This window comes from Shewanella sp. 10N.286.48.B5, assembly GCF_002874355.2.
GTDB lineage: Bacteria > Pseudomonadota > Gammaproteobacteria > Enterobacterales > Shewanellaceae > Shewanella.
The window spans coordinates 2,494,500-2,519,380 of record NZ_MCVG02000001.1 but is presented as its reverse complement, the minus strand read 5'-3'; the positions used below and the strand labels follow the sequence as shown (position 1 = coordinate 2,519,380).

Here is a 24,881-nt window from a genome sequence, read left to right as displayed (position 1 = left end):
ATAGTTACTTAATAATCCCTTTGGCTTTCATAGCGTCTACAAGCAAAGTAAGTGCTAACCCACGGTGGCTCAACTGGTTTTTTTGCTCACTTGAAAGCTCGGCAGCCGAAATATCAAACCCCTGTGGAATAAAGATAGGGTCGTAGCCATGGCCTTGCTCACCTTGAGGGCTCAATCCTATAGTGCCTTCCCATGCCGCTTGGCAAACTATTGGGGTTGGGTCTTTAGCATGGCGCATATAAACCAATACACACTGAAAGCGTGCTTTGCGCTGTGTTTTGTTTGCTAATGCAGCAAGTAATTTAAGGTAATTGTCTTGCTCGCTGGCGCCTTCGCCGCCGTAACGGGCTGAATAAATCCCCGGTGCGCCTTGAAGGGCATCAACTTCTAAACCAGAATCATCTGCGATTGCGGCTTTACCAGTGATTTCTGCAGCGTGGCGGGCTTTAATAATGGCATTTTCAATAAAGGTGGTGCCTGTTTCAGCCACTTCTGGAACGTTAAATTGGTTTTGCGGTAAAACCTCAATATCAAATTGGGCTAGCATCTGATCAAACTCTGTTAGTTTACCTTTGTTACCGCTTGCTAAAACAATCTGTTGCATGGAATACCTTTTTATTAAATAAGGGGGCTGATGTTTTAAATAGTGCTTATGGGGTGAGCAGGCTTTGCAGTAAACTAAAACTCACATCAAATAAGTGGCATCTAGCCTTAAAAAAGGCTTAGTTTTCGCCTTGACTGGCTATTTAAATTTTCATCAATGAAATTGGCCTAATGATACCTAAGCACTGAGTTGATAGACAGCAGCAAAGGATAAAATAGCTATGGTTTGCGCAACTAAATAAAAAGCTAAACCTTGAGGTTTAGCTTGTTAAAAGTGCAAAATCATTTGAAATAAGCCGCTGTTTAGCCTTATTCCACATAAAATTTTTGTTTGAACTTTAACGATGTATTGAGCTTATTGCCGTACTTTATCGTCAGGTTAAAGTTGATTTGTTGATCGTCTCGGTATGGCACTTGGGCGATATAATAAATAGCATCGCCTTCACGGATTTCTTTAAACTCTAAATCCATTCGTGCATCAAGTAAGTTGTTGGCTACGCCAGCGATTTCAACAGCAACGGCGGGATTACCTTCTTGACTGGTATCTAACACTGCAATATTGACAATACCGTTGTAATTACTGCGTTCAATACCATAGGTTTTGGCAATAGCAGGGGTAATAAAGGTACTACCTAATGCCATATAATGAATATCATAATTACCGACAGTCTGTTTTTGTTCTGCTTGAACGGTCGTTAGGGTACTCATTAAAATGACAAAGCTACATAAAAGGGTGCGAAACATAATCTAAATCCTTGATCGACTCTGTGTTGCTAACAACTGGCTTAATTGACCTAGCGGGTTAGTTTAGCCCTAGGTTAGTTAATCGTCGCGACGAAAGAGTTGATTCACTAATTGGAATGTAGACTTAAGTATAGAGAATTTTTAGCCAGATCACCCGTAATTGGATCATTTTGATGGATGATTTCAATAATGGATGATTTCACTAATCGATGCTTAGTTGCATTGGGCTATTATCTGCGATATTTCAGGCGGGATCTTTAACGGGCTAAGTATCTTCACTTGCTTATGACGGCCTTGAAGCCCTTTTAGAAGCATCACATCAGACTTTGGCACTTTAAAGGCTTTGGCTAAATACTTTATCAGGTGGCTATTGGCTTTACCGTCGATTGGCGGGGCTGTGATGGCGATTTTTATTTCATCACCATGTAAGCCCACAATTTTATCACGGCTGGCCTTAGGCTGAATATAAAGGTTCAGCAACAGGTTACTCTGTTGCTGAATAACGACAGGCATCAGCTTAAGCTCGCTCGGAGGTTAAAACGGAAAACATGAAATTTAAACCTGAGCCCAAAATGGAATGTATTGCGCTAACAAAATATTAAGGAAGTTCATTGCAATCAGCACTAACATCACCGATAAGTCTAAACCACCCATAGGAGGCAGGATACGACGAACAGGGGCTAAAAAGGGTTCGGTAAGTTGATCCATTACCATCACAATCGGGTTGTGACCTTGGTTAAACCAGCTAAGCAGTGCGCGCAGAATGAGTACCCAAAACAGTAATACTCCAGCTTCTTTTAATACTGAAACCACAGTAAGAACACCAAGCATTAATGGGTCAAATAGCGCAGCAGGTGTCATAGCGGTAAGTATTGAATATTTTATAAATACCACCAATAAGGCCAGTACGATTGATGCGGTATCAATACTGCCCATAGACGGCAATACACGGCGCATTGGGGCTATGATAGGTTGAGTGGCTTTAATCACAAACTGGCTAAATGGATTGTAAAAATCAGCTCTGGCTAATTGTAGCCAAAAGCGCAGCAGGACTATCATAAGATAAAGACCAAAAACGGTATCGATTAAGAAATGTAGTGCATTCATTGAGTGTGCCTTAGTTGATCTGAAGTTGATCTAAAATTGAACTGAAAATTATCTTCACGGGCTATTTTCCATTAAATATCGTTTGTTTAAAATGTTTTTGCCATTTCTTGTGCCCGTTTTATGCAGTTTGTCATAGCTTTATCCACTAAACCGCGTAAATCGCCTTGTTCGAAGGTTTCAACCGCTTGAGCTGTAGTGCCGCCTTTTGAGGTAACATTATTACGCAAGGTTGCTAATGAAAGTTGTGGATTTTGAATCACCATTTGCGCCGCGCCTAATGCCGCCTGCTGGGCAAGCGCTCTTGCTGTGGTTTCATCCATGCCAGATTTAATGCCATGGTCAATCATAGACTCAATAAACAAGAAAAAATAAGCCGGTGAACTGCCAGCTAATGCAATCACTTGGTTAAGCTCGTCTTCTTTTTCAACCCAAACTATTTTGCCACCACTTATCATTAAGGTTTCGCAAATTTGTTTATGTTCTGCTGAAATGGATTCATCGGCGTATAAGCCTGTCATACCCACGCCAATTTGCGTTGGTGTATTAGGCATAGTGCGAATAAGGTTAATCGGTTGCTTAAAATAATCGACATAGCGCGCCGCAGGAATGCCTGCAGCGATAGTGATTAATAACTTTTTTGATAAATCTAACTGACTTAGTTGTTCACACACCATTTGCATTAACTGCGGTTTTACGCTGAGTACAATCACATCTGCATCATCTGCAGCAGCAATATTGTCGTGAGATACACCAATATTAAAATCGGCTTTTAACGCATCTAATTTACCAACACTGGGATTGGTGGCGTGAATACGATCTGCTGGGTAACCATTACTGACTAAACCACTGATAATTGAGCGGGGCATATTGCCTGCACCGATAAAACATACTTTTGCTTGAGTCATATTAAGGATCACTTTTAATTTTTATGTCGGCTGTTATTTGCTAATTGCTTATTTACTAATGTTTGGGCTAATGCCTACTAATACAAGCAGTAGCGAATAAATTTTAATTAATGATTTGGCGTTTTTGGCCTTTAGGGTTTATGGGTAATCTCGAGCGCCAAATATTGCGGTGCCAATTCTGACCATGGTAGAGCCATGCTCAATCGCCACCGCCAGATCATTACTCATGCCCATTGATAGGGTGTCAATGTCAGGGTATTGGCTTTTTAGCTGCGCAAAAAGCTGTTGCAGTTTGGCAAATTCTTGGCGTTGCAGAGCGATATCGCTGGTGGCAGTCGGTATGGCCATTAAGCCTCTTAAAGTCAAATTAGGGAGCGATGCTATCACCTTAGCTAAAGCGCTAACCTCGGTCGCTATCACCCCTGACTTTGATGCCTCTTCACTGATATTAACTTGAATACACACTTGCAACGGCGCTTTACCTGCTGGTCTTTGGTCATTGAGGCGCTTAGCGATTTTTTCACGACTTAAAGTGTGCATCCAATCAAAATGCTCGGCAACAATACGCGACTTGTTGGACTGCAAAGGGCCGATAAAATGCCACTCAATATCACAATAGTCATCTTTTAGTGCGAGGACTTTTTCTTCGCCCTCTTGGACATAATTTTCACCAAAGCAGCGCTGGCCCGCTTGATAAGCCTCAATAATAGCCGATATTGGCTTAGTTTTACTGACGGCAAGTAAGGTGACTTCTTCACTATTACGTGAACAATTTTGCGTCGCTTGTGCAATTTGGCTCTGGGCGATTGATATTCGGTCTGCTATTGTTGTCATATTGTTTTGATTTGTTTGAATGGATGTCATTAGTCATGGAAATAACTGAGTTACTTGCCTTTAGTGTAAAGCACAATGCATCAGATCTACACCTTTCTGCCGGTGTTTCTCCGATGATTCGCGTTGATGGTGAAGTGAGAAAAATCAACTTACCCGCATTAGACCATCAAGCTGTTCATGGATTAGTCTATGACATCATGAATGATAAACAGCGTAAGGACTTCGAAGAACATTTAGAAATCGATTTCTCGTTCGAAGTGCCAAACCTTGCCCGTTTTCGTGTTAACGCATTTAACCAATCCCGTGGGGCTGGTGCCGTTTTCCGTACCATTCCCAGCGATATATTATCACTTGAGCAGTTAGGCGCTCCTGAAATTTTCAAAAAGATTTCAAGCTTCCCTCGTGGATTAGTCTTAGTAACAGGGCCGACAGGTTCTGGTAAGTCTACAACACTAGCGGCGATGGTGGATTATATTAATAATGAACGCCATGACCATATTCTGACCATTGAAGACCCAATAGAATTTGTGCACCAAAATAAGCAATGTTTGGTCAACCAACGTGAAGTGCATAAACATACCCATAGTTTTGAAGCGGCGCTTCGAAGTGCACTGCGTGAAGATCCCGATGTTATTCTTGTGGGTGAGATGCGTGACCTTGAAACCATTCGCTTAGCAATGACAGCAGCAGAAACCGGTCATTTAGTTTTTGGTACCTTGCATACCACTTCAGCGGCTAAAACCGTTGACCGTATTGTTGATGTATTCCCTGCAGGCGAAAAGGACATGGTACGTACTATGTTGTCTGAATCTTTGCAGGCGGTTATATCGCAAACCTTAATTAAAAAGGTTGGCGGCGGCCGAGTGGCAGCTCACGAAATTATGATGGGCACGCCAGCTATTCGTAACCTTATTCGTGAAGATAAAGTCGCACAAATGTATTCAGCTATTCAAACGGGTATGTCTCATGGAATGCAAACCCTTGAACAGTGTCTACAAAACCTAGTCAATCGCGGCCTTATTAGCCGTGATGATGCCATGTCAAAAAGCTCTAACAAACAAGCTAACTTTTAAAGGAAAGTAAAATGGATGTGCATCCTTTTTTAAAGGTAATGGTTGACAGAAAGGCTTCAGATTTATTTATTACTGCAGGCTTTCCGCCCAGCGCCAAAATTGATGGTGAGCTAAGACCACTATCGGATAATAGCTTTAACCCTGAGCAGTCATTAGAGTTTGTTGAATCCTTAATGACAGAGGTGCAAAAGAAGGAGTTTCACGAGTCTCGTGAATGTAACTTTGCTTTTGCTGCAAAAGATTTAGGCCGTTTCCGTGTCAGTGCTTTTTGGCAACGTGAATCACCCGGCTGCGTGATGCGCCGAATTGAAACCAAAATTCCTGAAGTTGATGACTTAAAACTACCGCCGATCCTTAAAGACTTAGTGATGAGTAAACGTGGTTTGATCATCATGGTGGGTGGCACTGGTACTGGTAAATCAACTTCGCTGGCAGCATTAGTGGGTTATCGTAATGCCCATGCTCGTGGGCATATTTTGACCATAGAAGACCCAGTAGAATTTGTTCATGACCATCGCAAAAGTATTATCACCCAGCGAGAAGTCGGTATTGATACTGATTCATTTGATGCCGCGCTTAAAAGTTCGCTGCGTCAAGCGCCCGATGTGATTTTGATTGGTGAAATTCGTACTCAAGAAACCATGGAATTTGCCTTAACATTTGCTGAAACAGGTCACTTATGTATGGCGACCTTGCATGCTAACAACGCTAACCAAGCGTTAGACCGTATTATGCATTTAGTGCCTGAGAGCAAGCATAACCAGCTATTGTTTGATTTATCATTAAACCTTCGCGGTATTGTGGCGCAGCAATTAGTGGCAAAATCTGATGGTAGTGGCCGTAGGGCAGCAATCGAAGTGTTAATTAATACTCCACGTATAGCCAGTTTGATTGCTAACAATGAGCTGCATTTACTCAAAGAAACCATGGCTAAATCAAGAGAGCAGGGCATGCAAACATTCGACCAAGCCTTGTTGGATTTATATCTTGAAAAAGAGATTAGCTATGCCGATGCATTACATCACGCTGATTCACCCAATGATTTACGCTTAATGATTAAACTGCAAAGTAATGAAGCTAACTCGTCAGGCATGATGGATGGGGTGACATTTGATATGAATTAACGGCTAATGTTGGTTGTGCTTTTAACTATGTGTTCACATTAGTGTTAATCTCCATTGATATTATTAAATATTTTATAAAAAGGCCAAGGCGTAAGCCTTGGCCTTTTTTAACGTTACAAATACTTACCATTTACAGTCTGCTAATTTGCTATAATAACAATCCAACCAACTACCCCCCTAGGGATCCCATGTTTTGTTTCAAAAAAAACGTATTAGCAACATCGCTAATAGCGGCATTTACACTTATGTCATCTTCGGCTCAGGCTGTCAGTATTAATGATGAGCTCGATATTGGTGGGGCAGTAAGGGTAAATTATGGTTGGCAAGATTACGCTGATGGTAATGGCACGCTTGAGTTTGAACTGTTTAGAGCTGATGTAAATTACAAATCAGACAGTGGCTTATTTGCCTCAGCCCAATACCGCTGGTATGAGTATATGGATGTGGTACACCATGCTTATATGGGTTATCAATTTGATGAAAACCAAAAGGTGCAAGTGGGCGTCACGCAAGTGCCATTTGGCGTTATGCCAGTGGCTTCTCACTCATTTTGGTTTGGGGCGACTTATTATCTAGGCTTAGAAGATGATTATGATGCCGGTATTCATTATCAATACCAAGGCAATGGCTGGCGTTATGATGCCGCATACTTTGTTAATGATGAGTATGGTGATGGCAGTCGCTTCGATCGTTACTCATTTGATGTTGGCACAACAAAAGAGTCTCCTTATCAAGAAGCCGGCCAATTAAACTTACGCATTGAAAAAACCATAGGTGATGAGTTTAAGAGTAAACTTGGCGCGTCATTTCAATATAGTAATTTAGAATATGTACCAGATGGCTTTGAAAATGCAGCTGAAGGCGAAGATACCACAAGTATTACTGCAGCTGTACATTGGCAGTTAGATTGGCAGCAATGGCAATTACAAACTCAGTATATTCATTATGACTATGATTTAGACAACAGCAACCGCATCACCTTAGCTGCTTTTGCCGCGCCGTTTGAAATTGCCGCTAAAGCCGATGTGGTAACGTTGAACTTATCGCGTCAAATTGATGTGGATTGGGGCCCGATTAGCCAATTAAACTGTTACAACGATTACAGTCAGGTGGTCGCTTCTGGTGAAGGCTTAGATGACTCTATTCAAAATGTCACCGGTTGTATGATTGCTGCCGGTAAGTTTTATTCATATGTCGACTGGATTGCTGGCAAGAATATGTGGTTTGCTGGTGGCGATGGGATTGGCATTGATAATGGTGATACCGCTTGGCATTCACGGCTCAATATTAATGTTGGCTTTTATTTCTAAGCCCAGTGTATCAGTTTGATCTGATACGCTTATTAAAACGTATATGTACTTGTGGCCTGTGTAGTCAAAACTTTTTGTCAAAGTGGCGTTAAAGCAAAAGCCGCAAGTATGATTTACCTTAAATAGATTATTTTAGATATATGTTGGAAAGGAATCAAAATGAACAAACTCTTATTATCAGCAGGCTTAATCGGTTTAAGCTTTAGCACTTTTTCAACGAATTCAATGGCTAATAGCTGTCCTGAATACCTTAATGTAGAAGCCAGAAAATTACATTCTGAAGATACGGTCGATTTATGTGAGTTAACCGCAGGTAAACCAGTATTAATTGTTAATACCGCCAGTAACTGCGGTTTTACACCGCAATTTAAAGCACTTGAAGCGCTGCATCAGCAATATAAAGATGATTTAGTGGTCATTGGTTTTCCATCGGATGATTTCTTTCAAGAAGAAGATGATGAAGCCAAAACCGCAGATGTGTGTTTTTTAAATTACGGCGTGACATTCACCATGGTGTCGACCTCTGCAGTCAGAGGCAGCGATGTTAACTCGGTATTTTCTTATTTAGGTGAAAAATCAGCAGCGCCTAAATGGAATTTTTATAAATACCTTGTTAGCGCAGACGGTGAAAGTGTGCAGCAATTCAACTCTCGAGTAAAACCAGATAGCGAAGAGTTGAAAAAAGCGATAGAGTCAGTGCTATAAATAATAATATTGCTAATAAAGCATAAGCTTGCAGATAAATTTGCGTGGCTATTATTAGCATGACAAATAGCCGTTATTGGATGATGCCTTAAGTAATAAATATTTAATCGGGCATCATCAATAATCACTTTTCTCGGAGTCAAACTTGTTCAAATTTTCTGGATTAAGTAAAGAAGTCGGCCACAAAACCCGTGGCAAAACCGGTGTGCTGTTAATGAATTTAGGCACCCCTGATGAACCTACCGCCTCAGCCGTTCGTCGCTACCTCGCAGAATTTTTATCTGATCCTCGGGTAGTCGAAATCCCTAAATTAGTGTGGATGTGTATCTTACACGGGATTATTTTAAGAGTGCGCCCAGCAAAATCTGCAGCACTTTACAAAGAAGTGTGGACCAAAGATGGTTCGCCTTTAATGGATATTAGCTTACGTCAACAGGCCAAGCTTGATGCCTTGTTTAAGCAGCACGATGTCGATGCATCAGTGCATTTATCCATGCGTTACGGTAACCCATCAACCCCAAGTGTGTTACAGCAAATGCACAAAGACGGAATTGATAAGATTATTGTTTTACCGCTTTATCCTCAATATGCCGCACCTACCACTGCGTCAGCCTTTGATGCTATTGCCAAAGAGCTATGTAAATGGCGCTATATTCCAGCGCTGCATTTTATTAATACCTACCATGACGATCCTAACTTTATTGATGCATTAGCTAAATCAATTCAAGCGGATTTTGACGCAAATGGAAAACCGGAAAAGCTAGTGTTGTCTTATCACGGTATGCCAGAACGTAATCTGCATTTAGGCGATCCTTACTATTGTTTTTGCGTTAAAAGTACTCGCTTAGTGGTCGAAAAACTAGGTTTGACGGAAGACGAATATGTGATGACCTTCCAATCACGTTTTGGTAAAGCCAAGTGGTTACAGCCTTATACCGATGCCACCATGGAAGCGTTACCAGGCCAAGGCATTACCGATATCGCAGTTGTTTGCCCTGCATTTAGCGCAGACTGCTTAGAAACATTAGAAGAAATAAAAGGTGAGAACCGCGAAGTATTTGAACATGCCGGTGGTAAAAAATTCCGCTACATTGAATGTTTAAATGATAATGATGAGCATATCAATATGATGGCCAATCTGGTGAAGCCTTATCTTTAATTAATGCAATGGTGAACAATAAAAAAGGAGTCAGTTGACTCCTTTTTTGTGTCTAGAATTTAAAGCTAGTTATGAATACTGGTTTTCGAAATAGCTTTCGATAATCAGGACTGCAGATACTGCATCAACTTGGCCTTTGGTGAGCTTTTTATAGCCGCCTAATTCAAATAGTCTTGCTTTGGCGTCTGTGGTGGTGAGGCGCTCATCTTGAGTGACCACTTTTACCCCAAAGCGGCCACTAATGCGATTGGCAAATTTTCGCGCCCGCTGAGTCATCTCTTGTTCGGTACCGTCCATATTAAGCGGTAAACCAACAACGACTAAATCAGGTTGCCACTCTTTTAGTACCGCTTCAATTTCATCCCAATTAGGGATGCCATCATTGGCTTTTATGGCCGAAATTGGTGCCGCACTTGACGTGATTTCCTGGCCAACCGCAACACCGATACTTTTGGTGCCAAAATCAAAGCCTAATACTGTTTTAGATTGCATGTTGTTCTCTGGATAATCGTAATAATGAGTATCGACAGTTGCAAAGCCAATTGATTAACTGACAGCAATTGAAGATAAATACTTGGCGTTTATAAACATAAATTGGTGTATTAGCGAGTTTTAAAAGCTTAAGAGTGACCAACTTGTGATGATATTTGCCAAATATCAAAGCCTAATTGTTTGGTGGCTTGAGTCCAAAGCTGATTATAGTCTTGGTTAAAAACGAGTTCGGGTGTGGCTTCAATAGTTAACCAGGTGTTTTCAGCTAACTCTTCTTCTAACTGGTTTTTGCTCCAACCAGCATAGCCTAGAGCGACAATAAATTGTTTTGGCGACTCTTCAGTGCCTAGGGCATTAAGCACATCTCGTGATGTGGTTAGCATGCAAAATTCACTTACGGGCTCACTATTGACCCAATCAGTTTGTGGCGTATGCAATACAAAGCCTCTGTCGGTATCAACTGGGCCGCCTAAAACTACCGATTCTTCAAGGGGTAGGCTTAATTGCACTTTTTTAGCTAAGCCAATTTGCTCTAGCAGCTCATCAATAACGATATTGGTTGGCCGATTGATCATTACGCCCATGGCGCCTTTATCGTTATGCTCGCAAATATAAATGACAGCACGCTCAAAAAAAGACTCATCTAAAGAGGGCATAGCAATTAACAGATGACCTTGTAAACTGTCCATTATTTATCCTTTTGAAAAACTACATGTCAATTTAACATACATACTTAAATGCCCTTAAACCCGAGGTTATGATTTAAGCTTGATTGGCGATTGCTAATACTTAGACTTAGGCAAATACTAATATTGAATGTAAGTATTAGCGTAGGCTTAACCACCAGCGAGTTTGACCGTATAGTTCATTTTCTCTAGCAAGGTTTTGATTTTTTCACGGTCATCAGTTTGCACTTCAATATTGAACTCTTTTACCGTACCCCCACAACCACATTGTTTTTTAAGTTTTTGCGCTAAGGCTTTTAACGCTTTAGCATCAAGCCCAAGCCCTTTAATGATACTAACGCCTTTTCCTTTACGGCCTTTACTGTCTTTATGGATGCGGACAATGCCGTCACCTACTGGAATTTGCTCTGTTGGCTTTTCTTGAGCAATTTTACCGCCATCGGTGCTATAAACTAAAGAAACATTAGGATCAATACGCATAGGTTCACTTGTACTTTAAAATAAATAATCAATACACACAGTTTAACAAACTAACTGAGTTGGCTAAAGCAGCAAACGACCCCTCTAGCGGATAATCTAGCTGTTATCTTATTGGCGAGCACTAAGTGAATTCACTAAGCTCACTCATTAAGTCCATTCACTAAGCGCATTAACTAAGCTCATTAACTAAGCCCATTCACTAGGTAAGAATCATTTTCGCGGTGGTTAAGGCTAAAGCTTGCTGTTAAACATTTAGAAAACTGGCTAAAGCGACTATTGTTAATATTATCAGTTGATGATTATAGTTTAGCTAGGTAAGCTATTTATTAGCCTCATTAAAATGTATTTAATACAGAAACAGCCAGTTTGGGTTGTTATTCGGAGTTATTATGAAAAAGTTATTTGTTGCTGCAGCGGTTTTAGCATTAAGTGCATGTAGTACCTTAAAAACCAATACCGATTTTGATCCAGCCGTTTCATTTGACCAATATAAAACCTACTCTTGGGTCGAAAAGAAAAACCAAGATGCAAGTTATCATCTGGATGGCTTAATGGACCAACGTGTTCGCGATGCTGTTAACAACGAACTTGGGCAAAAAGGCTTAACAAAAGCAGACATTACTGAAGCTGACTTACTGGTTAACTACTTAACTAAAGTCGATAAAAAAATTAATGTCGACACCTTCAATACCAGTTTTGGTTACTACCCATATTATGGTCGTCGTGGCTGGGGCGGAGCAGGGATGAACACCCAAACCACAGTACGTGAATACGAAGTCGGCACCTTAATTGTTGATTTAATCGATAACAAAACCGGCAATTTAGTATGGCGCGGCAGTGTTGCAGATACTATCCGCAGTAAAAATACTCCAGAAGAACGCGAGCAAATCGTTAATTCTGCGATTGCAGAAGTGATGATCAATTTCCCGCCACAGCCTGAAACAAAATAAGTCCTTTTTTATATGGGCACGTTAGGCTGTAAAATGAGCCGTATCGTATTTTGATACGGCTTTTTTATGTGCTTTTATTGGAAAGTGATGAGAGACGTATGTCATAGCACGCTTTAAAAAGTCATACAAATAAGATGTTTTGTATCAATTTACAGCTAATGAATTAGATAAATCTAAAAACCTTTCACTTAGTATACTAGCTTTGATAAAATGCCCCGCTTGGTGATAACGGACGTCACCTCGGGTGATATTAAGTGAGGGTAAAATGAAGTCATGGTATTTGTTATATTGTAAGCCGCGCGGTGAAGTTAGAGCGCAACAAAACTTAGCATTACAACAAGTCGAAAGTTACTTACCTATCATCCAGGAAGAGAAAACCTCACACGGAAAAACCAAGCTCGTCGATATCCCGCTATTCCCATGCTATCTATTCATTTACTTTGACCCATTAGAAGTCAGTGTGAGCCGTATACATTCAACCCGTGGCGCCAGTCGTATCATTGGTTGTAGTGAAACCATGACACCTATTGATGAGCGAATTATACAAGCAATTAAAAACAGAGTTTCAGTCCATAAACCCGTTGTCGAAACCGACTTAGTCGCAGGTGATAAAGTGCAGTTTACTGACGGTCCTTTTGTAGATTTAGAAGCGATTTTTGAAGAAAAAAATGCTCAAAAACGCTGTTTTGTATTGTTTAATATCATGGGGCAACAAAAAAGAATGTGTGTAGATAGTAGTGCTATTAAGAAAGTTTAATGAGTTTCATTCGTTAAAATTTAGCGTGATAGTGTTGGCATTTTGTTTTAGTGACTCGTTTTTTGTTGCAGGTGATTAGCTTTTCAGGATTGATTGGCTCATGGCGAGAATTAATAAGGTAATATGCAATGCTGTTATGCAAAGGTGATGACTTGAACGTCGTTGCATTTAGCTACAACATTACTAAATATGAAAGAAGTCCGCCGTAGCCTAGTGCTGACTTTAAATAAAAAATAGAATTTCATTTACTTGAAGGGCACTATAGAAGCCGTAATCTATGGGCGGTAGCGTGTCTGAAACATAACAAATCATAATTAAAATCAACCAATAACAAAAACACTAACAGAATATGAATGTTATCTGTATGTTAGGTGTTTAATTGGCTCAAATATTATTTTGCTATTTTCTCAGGAGAGTCATGGTGTTACAGAAGATTAAATTACTCGCGATAGTGGCGTTGAATGCTGCGTTATATACCAGTGTGCCAGTTCAAGCTGTAACTCCCTCTCCACAAATGATAGAGCAATTTAAAACCTTACCTGCCTCTGAGCAACAAAGGCTTGCTAAACAATACGGCATAGACCCTTCTGCACTTTCTGGTCAAACAAGTCAATCAAACCAGTTTCAACAAGCAACCGAAATGCCTGAACGCTATACCAGTAGCAAAGAGCAATTAAGTGCTAAAGAAAACGAAAAAAATAACCTGAACTTTGAAGAAGATAGTAAAAAAGATGAATTAACATTTTTTGGTTATGACATGTTTGCTGGCGAGCCAATGACATTTTCGCCTATTTCAGATATTCCGGTCCCCAGTGATTATATGGTTGGTCCTGGAGATACATTAAATGTACAGCTTTATGGTAAAGACAACCGAGAATACAGTTTAACAATAGGTCGTGATGGCAATATTCAATTCCCAGAATTGGGGCCTATATCGGTTGTGGGGCTAACGTTTTCTGAATTACGCGAGTATCTAGGCGAGCGAATTCAAAAACAAATGATCGGTATTGAATCAAATATTACCCTAGGTGAATTACGTTCTATTCGCATTTTTATCGCTGGTGATGCCTATAAACCTGGTTCGTATACTGTCTCTAGTTTATCTACCATTACACAAGCTCTGTTTGCAGCTGGTGGCGTAAATGAAATAGGTAGTTTACGTAATATTCAAGTAAAACGTCAGGGGCAGTTAGTTGGTAGCTTTGATTTATATGATCTGCTGCTAAAAGGTGATGCATCAAAAGATATTAATTTACGTTCTGGAGATGTAGTTTTCATTCCATCAGTCGGTGGACGAGTAAGTATTACCGGTGAAATTAGACGTCCGGCCATTTATGAAATTAAGAGCAATGAAACTATTGATGATGTGGTCAAAATGGCTGCAGGTGTTAACCCTGGAGCATACCCAAAGCGTAGCAGCATTGAGCGTTATAATAACAATGGTTTGAAAAACATTGTCAATGTGGACTTAACGACTGCAGAAGCGGCTGAAAAACTTGCGAAAGCAGGGGATCATATTCGGGTTAAAAGTGCATCAACGCAATATGAAGATGCGATCACTCTCGTTGGTGCAGTAGTAAGGCCGGGCAAATATCAGTGGTATCAAGGCCAAAAAGTTAACGATCTGTTACCTACCATTTGGGGCGACTTAGCCATATCGGCAGACTTGAACTATGCATTAATCATTCGTGAAGTGAATAAGTTCGGTAAAATTGAAGTACTACAATTTTCACCAGGTAAAGCCATCTCACAGCAGGTTCAGTCAGAAAATATTGCTTTAAGTCCAAGAGATAAAGTCATTTTATTCAACTATGATGATTCATCGATAAATCGCTATGAACTAAATAAATTAGTTCAAAAAAGAGCTGAAAAGATAAAATCTTTAAGCAGTGACTCATTAATTGGCTCCGACTTATTTAAAGCCGGTTTTAAATCAATGAATATCGGTAATGCCAGTTCAATGATGCAACAGGCTTCAATTGGTGGTGTGGTACTGCCGGGTTCTAATAATGAATTGGATGAAGAAGAGCAACTTATCGGTGATGAAGTAAGTAAAATGCTATCAAATTTATTTGATGACAGAGACTTAATTAAATTAAGTGGCTCAATGAGTCGTGAAGAGTTGTTATTTCCTATTATTAGCAAGTTATCACAGCAAAGTAGCCCTTTAGAAAAAGCTCAAGTAGTTGCCATTTCTGGCAAAGTTAAAAATGGCGGTATATACCCATTAGCAACTAATGCAAAAGTCAGTGATTTACTTGTTGCTGCAGGTGGTTTAGTTGAAGGTGCTTATACAAATAGAGCTGAATTAACCCGAACTGAAAATTCTGATTCGCTTTCAGACATCAACCATATACACGTCAATATTAATAATGCCATAAATCACCTTCCATCTGATGATTTGTTATTAGAAGGCCGTGATATGTTGGTCGTACTAACAACTCCAGAATGGCAAGAGCGTAAATCGATTGAAATCCGAGGTGAAGTGAAATTTCCTGGGATGTATAACATTCGTAGAGGCGAAACGCTTGCCGATGTTATGCAACGCGCAGGTGGGTTTACTGACTTCGCTTTCCCTACTGCTGCGGTTTTTGTTAGAGAATCAGTAAAGCAACAAGAGCAACTTGAAATTAAGAAGCTTGCTGACCAATTACGTCGTGATATTGCAACCCGTGGTGTGTCGAAAGACGGCACGGTAGTTAATTACTCTGAAGCACAGCTAATGCTTACGGACTTAGAAAATATTCAAGCAGTTGGCCGTTTAGTTGTAGATCTAAATGCAATTCAAGTGGGAATAGAGCAAGCAGATATACAACTTGAAGATAAAGATATTTTGTATGTGCCTACCACGAAACAAATCGTGTCTGTTATGGGGGAAGTACAGCACCCATCGACTCATAGATTTAAAGAAGGTATAACCCTTGACCAATACTTATCTATGTCGGGTGGCCCAAGAGAACGTGCTGATGACGATAGAACCTATATCATTAAAGCAGATGGCTCGGTAATGTTGCCAAAACAAAGCTTCTGGTTTAGCAGCAAGGCCGCTTTAAGTGCCGGAGATACTGTTATTGTACCGCTTGATACTGAATACAAAGACAACCTAACTCTATGGACCCAAGTTACTCAAATTGTTTATAACTCAGCAGTTGCCTTAGCGACGATTTCTGGATTATAAAATTAGTTTTTAATCCTAGAACCTTGTAAAACAAATTAATAATAGGGATAAGACTAGATTTACAGCTTGAGTTAATGCAATGAAAACATCGCTGTAAATCTAGTAACAACAAACAATGAATAACCAAATACCACAGAATTACACAGATGCTAATTTCACTTCGAATCCGCAATCAGTAGCAGATGATGAAATCGATTTACGAGAGCTATTTTCAGTAATTTGGAAAGGCAAATGGTTGATCATTGCAGTAACTGCTGTCTTCGCTGTTGGTTCTGTTTTGTTTGCACTTAGTCAACCAAATACTTATAAATCAGAAGCGCTACTTTCACCGGCAGACGGGGAACAAGGTGGCGGTGGTTTAGCCGCACTTGCTGGACAGTTTGGCGGTCTTGCAAGTATGGCTGGCATCAACCTTGGTGGTGGCGGTGGTGTTGACAAAACTCAAATGGCGATAGAAGTGGTTAAATCACGTCAATTTACCAGTGAGTTTATTCAAAAGCATAATATTCTTGCCGACCTCATGGCTGCGGAAAAGTGGGATATGGCTTCAGATACACTCGCTTATGATGTAGATATGTTTGATGTTAAAAACAACAAATGGATTCGTGAGGTTAAAGCCCCATTTAAGCCAGAGCCTTCAATGCAGGAAGCATATAAAGCGTTTAGTAAAGTGATAGCGATTAATAGTGATAAAGAAACCGGCATGGTGAAAGTGTCGGTAGAGCATTTATCACCATCAGTTGCCCAACAGTGGGTTAAATGGTTAGTAGAAGATATCAACTTAGAAATGAAACAGCGCGATGTGGCAGAAGCTCAGCGCAGTACCGCATTTCTAGAAACTCAGATAGCCCAAACTAATGTTGCAGATATTCGCACGATACTTTACCAGCTAATTGAAGAGCAAACTAAAACTATTATGTTTGCTGAAGTACGTGAAGAATACGTATTTAAAACCATTGACCCAGCATTAGTCCCAGAAGAAAAAGCAGGTCCTAAACGAGCCTTGATTTGTGTATTAGGCACAATGCTAGGCGGCATGTTAGCGGTAATGATTGTTTTAATCAGGCATTTCGTTAGAAAAGAATATTAAACAAAGAAAAGAAAAAAGAAAAAAGAGAGCCAATCGTAATAGTCTGACTTACTCACACTCATTACTCGAGAGACTGTAACTAATTTTGTGTAACTGCTTATCAACACGTACTCTATAGAGAGTCAAGGATAGGCAGATACTCATGAACAAAAAAGATATTGAAGCTTTTGCTAAAGAAGCTGCTAAAAGCATTAAAACACCAGAAGACTTAAACCAATTCAGTCAGATGCTCAAAAAGATAGCGGTCGAAGCCGCTCTTAATGCCGAAATGGATGACCACCTGGGCTATGAGAAACACCATAAATCGACTTCTGCTAATAGCCGTAACGGTAAAACCAGCAAGCGCATTCAAACTGAAGATGGTCAATTTGAGCTTGATACGCCGCGAGACCGTGAAGGCAGTTTCGAACCTCAGTTAGTTAAAAAACACCAGTCCAGATTTACCTCTATGGACGATAAAATATTGTGGCTCTACGCTCAAGGCATGAGTACTCGTGATATCGTTCAAGCCTTTGATGAATGGTACGGCGCAGAGATATCACCCACGTTAGTTTCTCGCGTTACCAACGCCGTTCTAGAGCAAGTTATTGAATGGCAAAGTCGACCTTTAGATGCCATTTACCCAATCGTTTACCTTGATTGTATCGTCGTAAAAATCCGTCAGGATAAGCGCGTTATTAACAAATCTATTTTCTTAGCGTTAGGCATTAACCTTGAAGGTCACAAAGAGCTAATGGGGCTTTGGATAGCTGAAAATGAAGGGGCTAAATTTTGGTTAGGTGTCCTCACTGAACTACAGCAACGAGGCGTTGAGGATATTCTCATCGCTTGTGTTGATGGCTTAAAAGGCTTCCCTGATGCTATCAATACCGTTTATCCAGATACTCATGTACAGCTCTGTATCGTACATATGGTCAGAAATTCATTAAAGTACGTATCGTGGAAAGACTACAAGGCAGTCACTGCGGACCTTAAAAGCATCTACCAATCAACAACGGAGGAGGAAGCTTTACTTGAATTAGACCGTTTCAGCGATACCTGGGATGAGCAATACCCCCAAATCAGCAAGTCATGGCATAATCATTGGCACAACTTAAATACGTTTTTCAATTATCCTCAGGATATTCGTAAGGCCATTTACACAACCAATGCTATAGAGTCGTTAAATAGCGTGATTAGACGAGCGTTGAAAAAACGTAAGGTATTTCCTAATGATGACTCGGCCAAGAAAATGATTTACCTTGCGATAAAAGAAGCCAGTAAAAAATGGACCATGCCCATCCGAAACTGGCGTACTGCGATGAGCCGATTTATTATTGAGTTCGAAGACAGAATTGTGAAGCATATTAACTAAATTGCAGTTACACAGAATCTGTTACACCCTCTTACTCGACATAACAGTGCTACAGGAAACAGGTTTGATTGCTGTTTGATGAAGCGAAATTTTACTTCATTTCTCTCGCAAAGAAGGCACTTGCCTCGGTGTGCCCCTTGGGTATTTTTAGGATTTCTTTCTCCATGCGTAATTCTTTGTTTTCTCTACGCAATCTCTTCAACTCATCACGTTCTGACTCTTCTAAAGCGATACCTTGTTGTAGGGCTTGGTATTTTTCCTTCCAGTTGTAAAGCAAACTGGTGCTAACCCCAAGAGACTTTGCTGCATCAGCAACGCTATAACCTTGCTCTAGCACCATCAAGACGGCTTCATCTTTATATGCTTGCGGATAACTCTTATGTGATTTTTTTTGACTCATATAGACCTCTTAATTTATTGACCATACTGTCTCAAAATTAAGTGTTCGATGGAATTAGACCAGAACACACCCTCTAGGGATTGTGTTCCTCAAAATTTTGGAGAGACACAATGAAGTACCAATCTATTAAAGCGTATTTAACACGTGATTACTTAACTAAATAGAGGAGTACTCTTAAGAGGGTAATTGATTTATATACAGAAATAAGCCTTAAGACTATTTTTTGACATATTGGCGCCTTTTTAAACGCTTATTGATGAATAAATATGAAAAAATGACAGCTAAAATTGTTAATTAAATGCCGTAATATGTTGATTTGTAGTTTGTAATAATCTATATTGTTGCATTTTTTATATTTAGCAAAAATGTGAGCTTTAAAGCATTATTAGTCATTTGATATAAAAAGGGTGTGAAAGCTCACTCCTAGTCTGTATTATAGCGTGCAATATTTGTGAGGCATAAAATTTTACTTTTTTAAGGCGCTTTGGAAGCCGCAATCCAAGGGCGGTAGCTTGTCTTAAACAAAAGCTCACTGGTTTAATGTAGGTCAGAAGTTTTATCTATATAATCATAAAATAAAAAATGACCTTCCCGTTATAACATCCAGATTTTCGCCATTAATTTACAATGCATTTAGATTGAGTTTGTCTACCTTTCAAATTCGTAACTGTTGAAACCAATACCCCCCAACGAGAAAAATATGTATCCCTCAAATAAAACAATCATAAAAACACTACTATTAACTGTTTTATTGAGTGGTTGTGCGATCCCCGGTAGCCACATTTCAGTTGATGACGATGAAAGCAATCAATCACAAGACAACCTAGAAGCAAAAGTGAATGTTTATCCTTTACTACCGGGTACCATTGCGCAATTCAAACAAAAAGAAATCACGTCTCAGTCAAACGACTTACTTGATACTGAAATTCAACAGTATGAATACCGAGTCGGGGTAGGTGATGTACTCAATATTACTATTTGGGACCATCCTGAACTGACTATTCCAGCGGGGTCATACCGTAGTTCAGCTGAATCAGGTAACTGGGTACATGCTGACGGCACAATATTTTACCCTTATATAGGCATAGTTAAAGTCCAGGGGAAAACAGTACGTGAAGTGCGTGCAGACATTACTGACAAATTAACTAAGTTTATTGAATCGCCGCAAGTCGATGTTAATTTGGCGGCATTTCGTTCTCAAAAAGTCTACATCACCGGTGAAGTGAACAAATCCGGCGTACTGCCAGTAACCAATATTCCGTTAACCTTATTAGATGCCGTTAACCAATCAGGTGGTATTACTGATAATGCTGCATGGGCTGAGGCATCGTTAACCCGTAATGGCACTACAGAACAAATATCGCTTTATGCATTAATGCAGCAAGGCGACTTAACGCAAAACCGTTTGCTGCGTGAAGGTGATATTTTACATATACCACGTGATGACAATCAAAAAGTTTTTGTATTGGGCGAAGTTAACGACCCGAAAATGCTTAAAATTGAACGTGTGGGCATGAGCTTAACCGAAGCATTAGCTGAAGTGGGTGGTATAAACGAATACCAAGCTGATGCGACAGGGGTGTTTGTTATACGCAGCACACCAGATTCTGATGACGGCGCTATGGCCAATGTTTATCAATTAGATGTTACTGAGGCTACCTCACTTGCCCTAGGTACAGAGTTTGATTTACAGCCTTACGATATTGTCTATGTAACAGCAGCGCCAATAAGCCGCTGGAATCGGGTTATAAGTACTTTAATTCCAACAATATCTGGCTTTAATGATCTAACTGAAGGTGTTAACCGCGTACGGTCATGGTAATGGCCTAACCACTCTAACGATGGATATAAATAATTATGTTTGAAAAAATCTTAGTGGTGTGTGTTGGCAACATTTGTCGGTCACCAACCGGTGAAGCCGCACTTAAAAAGTTATTACCCAATAAAACCGTGGCGTCAGCTGGCATCGCGTCACTTAAAAGTGAGCTAGTGGGTAAACCTGCAGATGCAACAGCAATCGAGATTGCTAAAAATTATGACCTTGATTTATCTACTCATCAGTCACAACAGTTAACGCGAGAGCTTGCACAGCAGTATGATTTAATACTGGTGATGGAAAAAGGGCATATTCGTGCAGTAACAGACATGATACCTGAGGCGAGAGGTAAAACCATGTTATTTGGCCATTGGCAAAATCAAAAAGATATTCCAGACCCTTACAGGCAAAGTAAAGAATTGTTTGAAATAGTGTTTAAAGCCATTGATATAGCAGCCCAAGGTTGGGCAACGAAATTGAAATAGCATTAAAACTGAAAACTGTCCCATCTAAAAATTAGCCCCAGCTAATGATTGAAAAACTTCATCTGACGACATATTCAATGTCCGCCGTACTGTCAGTATTAAATTAGGGTTGTAAAATGAGTTCAAACGAAAACCGTAAACCACAAAGCGACGATGAAATAGATTTAGGTAAATTATTGCATATCTTACTAAGTGCAAAATGGACCATTATTTTGGTTACGGGTGTTTTTGCATTATTGGGTATTGTCTATGCGTTGTTAGCAACACCTATCTATAAAGCCGATGCGTTATTACAGGTTGAACAAAAGCAAAGTGGTATGTCGGCGTTAGTGGGTGACATGGGGGATATGTTTTCTTCAGAGTCATCAGCAACTACTGAAATTGAGATTATTAAATCACGGATGATTATTGGTGAAACGGTTGATAAATTAAACTTAACCGTTAATGCGACGCCTAACTACTTACCGGTAATAGGCAAAGGTTTAGCAAGACTAACCAGTGAGCAACATAGCATCAATGTGGCACGCTTTGAAATACCAGGCAGTCATCAAGGTACTAGCTTTATCGTTAAAATCACTGCTGATAATAAAGCTTATGACGTATTTGATGAACTGCAAGAAAAAGTGCTATCAGGCGTTATTGGTGAGCTAGCTGAAAATAATGGGTTTAAATTATTTGTCCGTGACTTATCAGCTAAAGGCGGAGATGAATTCACTTTGTCACTGCGTAATCGCTTGCAAGTTATCCAAGAGTTAAACAGTAATCTTGCGATTTCTGAACGTGGTAACCAAAGTGGCATTTTATCATTATCTTACAGCGGTGAAGACAGAGCCCAAATTGAAGCTATTTTAAATGACATTAGTCAGCGATATTTTTTACAAAATATTGCCCGTAACTCTGCAGAGGCTGAAAAAAGCTTAACTTTCTTGAATGAGCATTTACCCGGTATTAAAGGTGAATTAACCGTCGCTGAAGACACGTTAAACGGATTTAGACAAGACAACGACTCAATTGATTTAGGCTTAGAAGCACAATCAATTTTAAAAGTAATGGTTGAGCTTGAAGCACAAATGAACGAGCTAACATTCAAAGAAAGCGAAATTAGCCAAAGATTTACCAAAGAACATCCCGCTTACCTGTCGTTGCTTGATAAACGACTGACCTTAGAAGGCGAGCGCGAACGCTTAAATCGTCAAATACAAGAACTACCTAAAACCCAGCGTGAAGTATTACGTATGACTCGTGATGTTGAGGTTAATCAGCAAATTTATATTCAGTTACTCAATAAAGTACAAGAGTTGAATATCTTAAAAGCAGGTACGGTGGGTAACGTGCGTATTTTGGATAATGCACAATCTGCATTATTACCTATCAAACCTAAAAAACCATTAATTGTAGTGTTAGCCACTATGCTAGGAGCTATGCTATCAATTGCTGGCGTGTTGGTAAAAGCTGCCTTTAATCGCGGTGTTAAATCACCCGATGACATTGAAGCATTAGGCTTAGCGGTTTATGCCACAGTGCCTAAATCAGACATTCAAGCAAAGCGTGATATTAGAAATAGCAAAATGAAGAAAGGCCCAAGACAAGGCTTAGAAGAAAACTTACTCGCTTACTCTAACCCTGAAGATTTAAGCATTGAGGCACTACGTGGCTTACGTACTAGCCTACACTTTGCGATGATGGAAGCTAAAAACAATATCATTTCAATTTCAGGCCCGTCACCGAGTATTGGCAAGTCATTTGTATCTGCCAACTTAGCGGCAATTATTGCCCAGTCAGGCCAAAAAGTACTAGTGGTCGATGCCGATATGCGAAAGGGCTATATGCAGCGCCACTTTGGTATTAAATACGAAAATGGCTTGTCTGAATACCTATCAGGTAAGTTACCAATTGAGCAAGTCATTGATAGAAATGTGATTGAGAACCTTGATGTGGTAACGCGAGGGCTAATACCGCCAAATCCATCAGAGTTGTTAATGCATAATCGCTTTACTGAGTTTTTAAACTGGGCTAATGATAATTACGACTTTGTAATTGTGGATACACCACCTATTTTAGCGGTTACCGATGCTTCAATTATTGCCAGTCAATCAGGCACGACATTAATAGTCATTAAATATGATGGTAATTCAGTCAAAGAAATTGAAGTCGCCAATAACCGTTTTAACAATGACGGTATTAAAGTCGCTGGTAGCATTCTTAATATGGTTGAAAAAACCGGTTCAGGATATAACAACTACGGCTACTACAATTATAGCTATAAGTAAGTTATGAATTTTTCGGTAATAAAATATTTTAAGAAAAAAAAAGAGCCTATTGGGACTGTTTTCAAGAAAACAGTAAAACCGAGGTTTTATAGGGGATAGCGGTAATGCCGCTGTCTCAAAATGAATAAAAAGTGTCTCAGCTTGGTTTTAAAGGCTGAGTTGAATATGTGCAATAATTCAATTTCTAGTTCTAGAAATTGTTCAATATTAGGTCAGAAAGTAATGAAGAAAAAGAAAGTTCTTACTGTTTTTGGTACGAGACCAGAAGCAATTAAAATGGCACCTTTGGTTCACGCTTTAGCATCTGATGAACGATTTGAAGCAAAGTGTTGTGTTACAGCACAGCACAGGGAAATGCTTGACCAAGTATTAGAGTTATTTGAAATAACACCAGATTATGATTTGAATTTAATGAAGGCAGGTCAAACATTAAATGACGTAACATCAAGAATTGTACAAGAGTTAAAACCGGTTTTACAGGATTTTAAACCTGATGTGGTGCTAGTACATGGTGATACAGCCACAACTTTTGCAGCAAGCCTAGCTGCTTATTACGAACAAATTGAAGTAGGGCATGTCGAAGCGGGGCTTCGTACAGGTAATATTTATTCTCCTTGGCCAGAAGAAGCAAACCGTCGTTTAACAGGTGTACTCACTAAATATCACTTCGCACCAACAGAAACATCAAAAGAAAACCTTCTTAAAGAAAACTTTGACCCAGCAAATATAATTGTAACGGGCAATACCGTTATCGATGCTTTATTGATGGTTAAAGATAAAATTGAAAATGATGAAGATTTAAACACGGCACTAAAAAATCAATTTCCAATTTTAGATGAATCTAAAAAATTGATTTTAGTGACAGGTCATCGAAGGGAGAGTTTTGGTGGTGGGTTTGAACGAATTTGTGAAGCACTTGCAATTACAGCCAAAGCACACCCAGAATCCCAAATATTATACCCAATGCATTTAAACCCTAATGTACGTGAGCCTGTAAATCGTATCTTAGGCGATGTTTCAAATATTCATTTGATTGAGCCTCAGCAGTATTTACCTTTCATTTACTTGATGAGTCGTGCACATATTATCTTAACGGACTCTGGTGGTATTCAGGAGGAAGCACCATCTCTAGGAAAGCCTGTATTAGTGATGCGTGATACAACAGAACGACCAGAAGCTGTAGAAGCGGGAACAGTTAAATTAGTCGGCACCGATGTAGACGTAATTGTATCTAACTTGCATGAGTTACTTACGAGTGAGTTAGCCTATAAAGAAATGAGTTTCGCACATAATCCATATGGTGATGGTGAGGCTTGCCAAAGAATTTTAAACGAATTAGTTAAATAAGATTAGGAAAGT

The 24,881-nt window shown here is 39.7% G+C and carries 23 protein-coding genes and 1 pseudogene; 14 read left to right on the top strand and 10 right to left on the bottom strand.

Annotation, left to right across the window (positions count from 1 at the left end; genetic code table 11):
• Positions 1–4 precede the first annotated feature (4 nt).
• From rdgB to BCU57_RS10730, 6 genes are all read right to left on the bottom strand, one after another.
• A complete protein-coding gene (rdgB, locus tag BCU57_RS10755; RefSeq protein WP_102440626.1) occupies positions 5–604 on the bottom strand; it encodes an RdgB/HAM1 family non-canonical purine NTP pyrophosphatase in 600 nt (199 codons plus the stop codon).
• A 308-nt stretch (positions 605–912) separates the two neighbouring features.
• The gene (locus BCU57_RS10750) at positions 913–1,347 is read right to left on the bottom strand and encodes a DUF4426 domain-containing protein (RefSeq protein WP_102440625.1); all 435 of its coding nucleotides are present in this window, start codon (positions 1,345–1,347) and stop codon (positions 913–915) included.
• 213 nt (positions 1,348–1,560) lie between these two features.
• Complete coding sequence (gene yggU / locus BCU57_RS10745) at positions 1,561–1,860, bottom strand: DUF167 family protein YggU (protein WP_102440624.1); 300 nt, start codon at positions 1,858–1,860, stop codon at positions 1,561–1,563.
• Between the two features lie 42 nt (positions 1,861–1,902).
• Positions 1,903–2,454 carry a YggT family protein gene (locus BCU57_RS10740; RefSeq protein WP_102440623.1) on the bottom strand — a complete coding sequence of 184 codons (552 nt, stop codon included), beginning with the start codon at positions 2,452–2,454 and terminating at the stop codon, positions 1,903–1,905.
• Positions 2,455–2,540: 86 nt separating this feature from the next.
• The gene (gene proC / locus BCU57_RS10735) at positions 2,541–3,359 is read right to left on the bottom strand and encodes a pyrroline-5-carboxylate reductase (RefSeq protein ID WP_102440622.1); all 819 of its coding nucleotides are present in this window, start codon (positions 3,357–3,359) and stop codon (positions 2,541–2,543) included.
• Between the two features lie 138 nt (positions 3,360–3,497).
• On the bottom strand, positions 3,498–4,193 hold the full coding sequence (locus BCU57_RS10730) for a YggS family pyridoxal phosphate-dependent enzyme (RefSeq protein ID WP_102440640.1): 696 nt from the start codon (positions 4,191–4,193) through the stop codon (positions 3,498–3,500).
• Between the two features lie 35 nt (positions 4,194–4,228).
• Here BCU57_RS10730 and BCU57_RS10725 point away from each other — a divergent pair, with 35 nt between their 5' ends.
• From BCU57_RS10725 to hemH, 5 genes are all read left to right on the top strand, one after another.
• Positions 4,229–5,266 (top strand): type IV pilus twitching motility protein PilT, encoded by a 1,038-nt coding sequence (locus BCU57_RS10725; RefSeq protein ID WP_076542380.1) that lies wholly within the window; start codon positions 4,229–4,231, stop codon positions 5,264–5,266.
• Positions 5,267–5,277: 11 nt separating this feature from the next.
• A complete protein-coding gene (locus BCU57_RS10720; protein WP_102440621.1) occupies positions 5,278–6,390 on the top strand; it encodes a PilT/PilU family type 4a pilus ATPase in 1,113 nt (370 codons plus the stop codon).
• A 188-nt stretch (positions 6,391–6,578) separates the two neighbouring features.
• Positions 6,579–7,700 (top strand): hypothetical protein, encoded by a 1,122-nt coding sequence (locus BCU57_RS10715; RefSeq protein WP_102440620.1) that lies wholly within the window; start codon positions 6,579–6,581, stop codon positions 7,698–7,700.
• Positions 7,701–7,925: 225 nt separating this feature from the next.
• Positions 7,926–8,405, top strand: a complete 480-nt coding sequence (locus BCU57_RS10710; protein WP_372000042.1) for a glutathione peroxidase — start codon at positions 7,926–7,928, stop codon at positions 8,403–8,405.
• A gap of 145 nt (positions 8,406–8,550) precedes the next feature.
• A complete protein-coding gene (gene hemH, locus BCU57_RS10705; protein ID WP_102440618.1) occupies positions 8,551–9,564 on the top strand; it encodes a ferrochelatase in 1,014 nt (337 codons plus the stop codon).
• Between the two features lie 69 nt (positions 9,565–9,633).
• On the opposite strand, the gene ruvX is transcribed toward hemH, so the two are convergent.
• The 3 genes from ruvX to yciH form a co-directional block, all read right to left on the bottom strand.
• On the bottom strand, positions 9,634–10,056 hold the full coding sequence (gene ruvX, locus BCU57_RS10700) for a Holliday junction resolvase RuvX (protein WP_102440617.1): 423 nt from the start codon (positions 10,054–10,056) through the stop codon (positions 9,634–9,636).
• Between the two features lie 128 nt (positions 10,057–10,184).
• The gene (locus tag BCU57_RS10695; protein ID WP_102440616.1) at positions 10,185–10,745 is read right to left on the bottom strand and encodes a YqgE/AlgH family protein; all 561 of its coding nucleotides are present in this window, start codon (positions 10,743–10,745) and stop codon (positions 10,185–10,187) included.
• 147 nt (positions 10,746–10,892) lie between these two features.
• Positions 10,893–11,222 carry a stress response translation initiation inhibitor YciH gene (gene yciH, locus BCU57_RS10690; protein ID WP_102440615.1) on the bottom strand — a complete coding sequence of 110 codons (330 nt, stop codon included), beginning with the start codon at positions 11,220–11,222 and terminating at the stop codon, positions 10,893–10,895.
• Positions 11,223–11,611: 389 nt separating this feature from the next.
• On the opposite strand from yciH, the gene BCU57_RS10685 reads away from it, so the two are divergent.
• From BCU57_RS10685 to BCU57_RS10665, 5 genes are all read left to right on the top strand, one after another.
• Positions 11,612–12,172, top strand: coding sequence for a DUF4136 domain-containing protein (locus BCU57_RS10685; RefSeq protein WP_102440614.1), 561 nt, complete (start codon positions 11,612–11,614; stop codon positions 12,170–12,172).
• 265 nt (positions 12,173–12,437) lie between these two features.
• Positions 12,438–12,929 carry a transcription/translation regulatory transformer protein RfaH gene (gene rfaH / locus BCU57_RS10680; protein ID WP_102440613.1) on the top strand — a complete coding sequence of 164 codons (492 nt, stop codon included), beginning with the start codon at positions 12,438–12,440 and terminating at the stop codon, positions 12,927–12,929.
• A 421-nt stretch (positions 12,930–13,350) separates the two neighbouring features.
• Positions 13,351–16,107, top strand: coding sequence for an SLBB domain-containing protein (locus BCU57_RS10675; RefSeq protein ID WP_198589991.1), 2,757 nt, complete (start codon positions 13,351–13,353; stop codon positions 16,105–16,107).
• A 115-nt stretch (positions 16,108–16,222) separates the two neighbouring features.
• On the top strand, positions 16,223–17,197 hold the full coding sequence (locus BCU57_RS10670; RefSeq protein ID WP_102440611.1) for a Wzz/FepE/Etk N-terminal domain-containing protein: 975 nt from the start codon (positions 16,223–16,225) through the stop codon (positions 17,195–17,197).
• A gap of 142 nt (positions 17,198–17,339) precedes the next feature.
• Complete coding sequence (locus BCU57_RS10665) at positions 17,340–18,551, top strand: IS256 family transposase (protein ID WP_413211429.1); 1,212 nt, start codon at positions 17,340–17,342, stop codon at positions 18,549–18,551.
• A 17-nt stretch (positions 18,552–18,568) separates the two neighbouring features.
• Here the strand turns inward: BCU57_RS10665 and BCU57_RS10660 are convergent.
• Positions 18,569–18,951, bottom strand: a pseudogene (locus BCU57_RS10660) (transposase); the annotation flags it as partial.
• 700 nt (positions 18,952–19,651) lie between these two features.
• On the opposite strand from BCU57_RS10660, the gene BCU57_RS10655 reads away from it, so the two are divergent.
• The 4 genes from BCU57_RS10655 (at position 19,652) to wecB (ending at position 24,869) form a co-directional block, all read left to right on the top strand.
• Positions 19,652–20,773, top strand: coding sequence for a polysaccharide export protein (locus BCU57_RS10655; RefSeq protein WP_102440729.1), 1,122 nt, complete (start codon positions 19,652–19,654; stop codon positions 20,771–20,773).
• 35 nt (positions 20,774–20,808) lie between these two features.
• Positions 20,809–21,252, top strand: a complete 444-nt coding sequence (locus BCU57_RS10650; protein ID WP_102440728.1) for a phosphotyrosine protein phosphatase — start codon at positions 20,809–20,811, stop codon at positions 21,250–21,252.
• Between the two features lie 116 nt (positions 21,253–21,368).
• Positions 21,369–23,522, top strand: a complete 2,154-nt coding sequence (locus BCU57_RS10645) for a polysaccharide biosynthesis tyrosine autokinase (RefSeq protein ID WP_102440727.1) — start codon at positions 21,369–21,371, stop codon at positions 23,520–23,522.
• A gap of 222 nt (positions 23,523–23,744) precedes the next feature.
• Entirely contained in the window at positions 23,745–24,869 is a 1,125-nt protein-coding gene (gene wecB, locus BCU57_RS10640; RefSeq protein ID WP_102440726.1) for a non-hydrolyzing UDP-N-acetylglucosamine 2-epimerase, read from the top strand.
• Positions 24,870–24,881 lie beyond the last annotated feature (12 nt).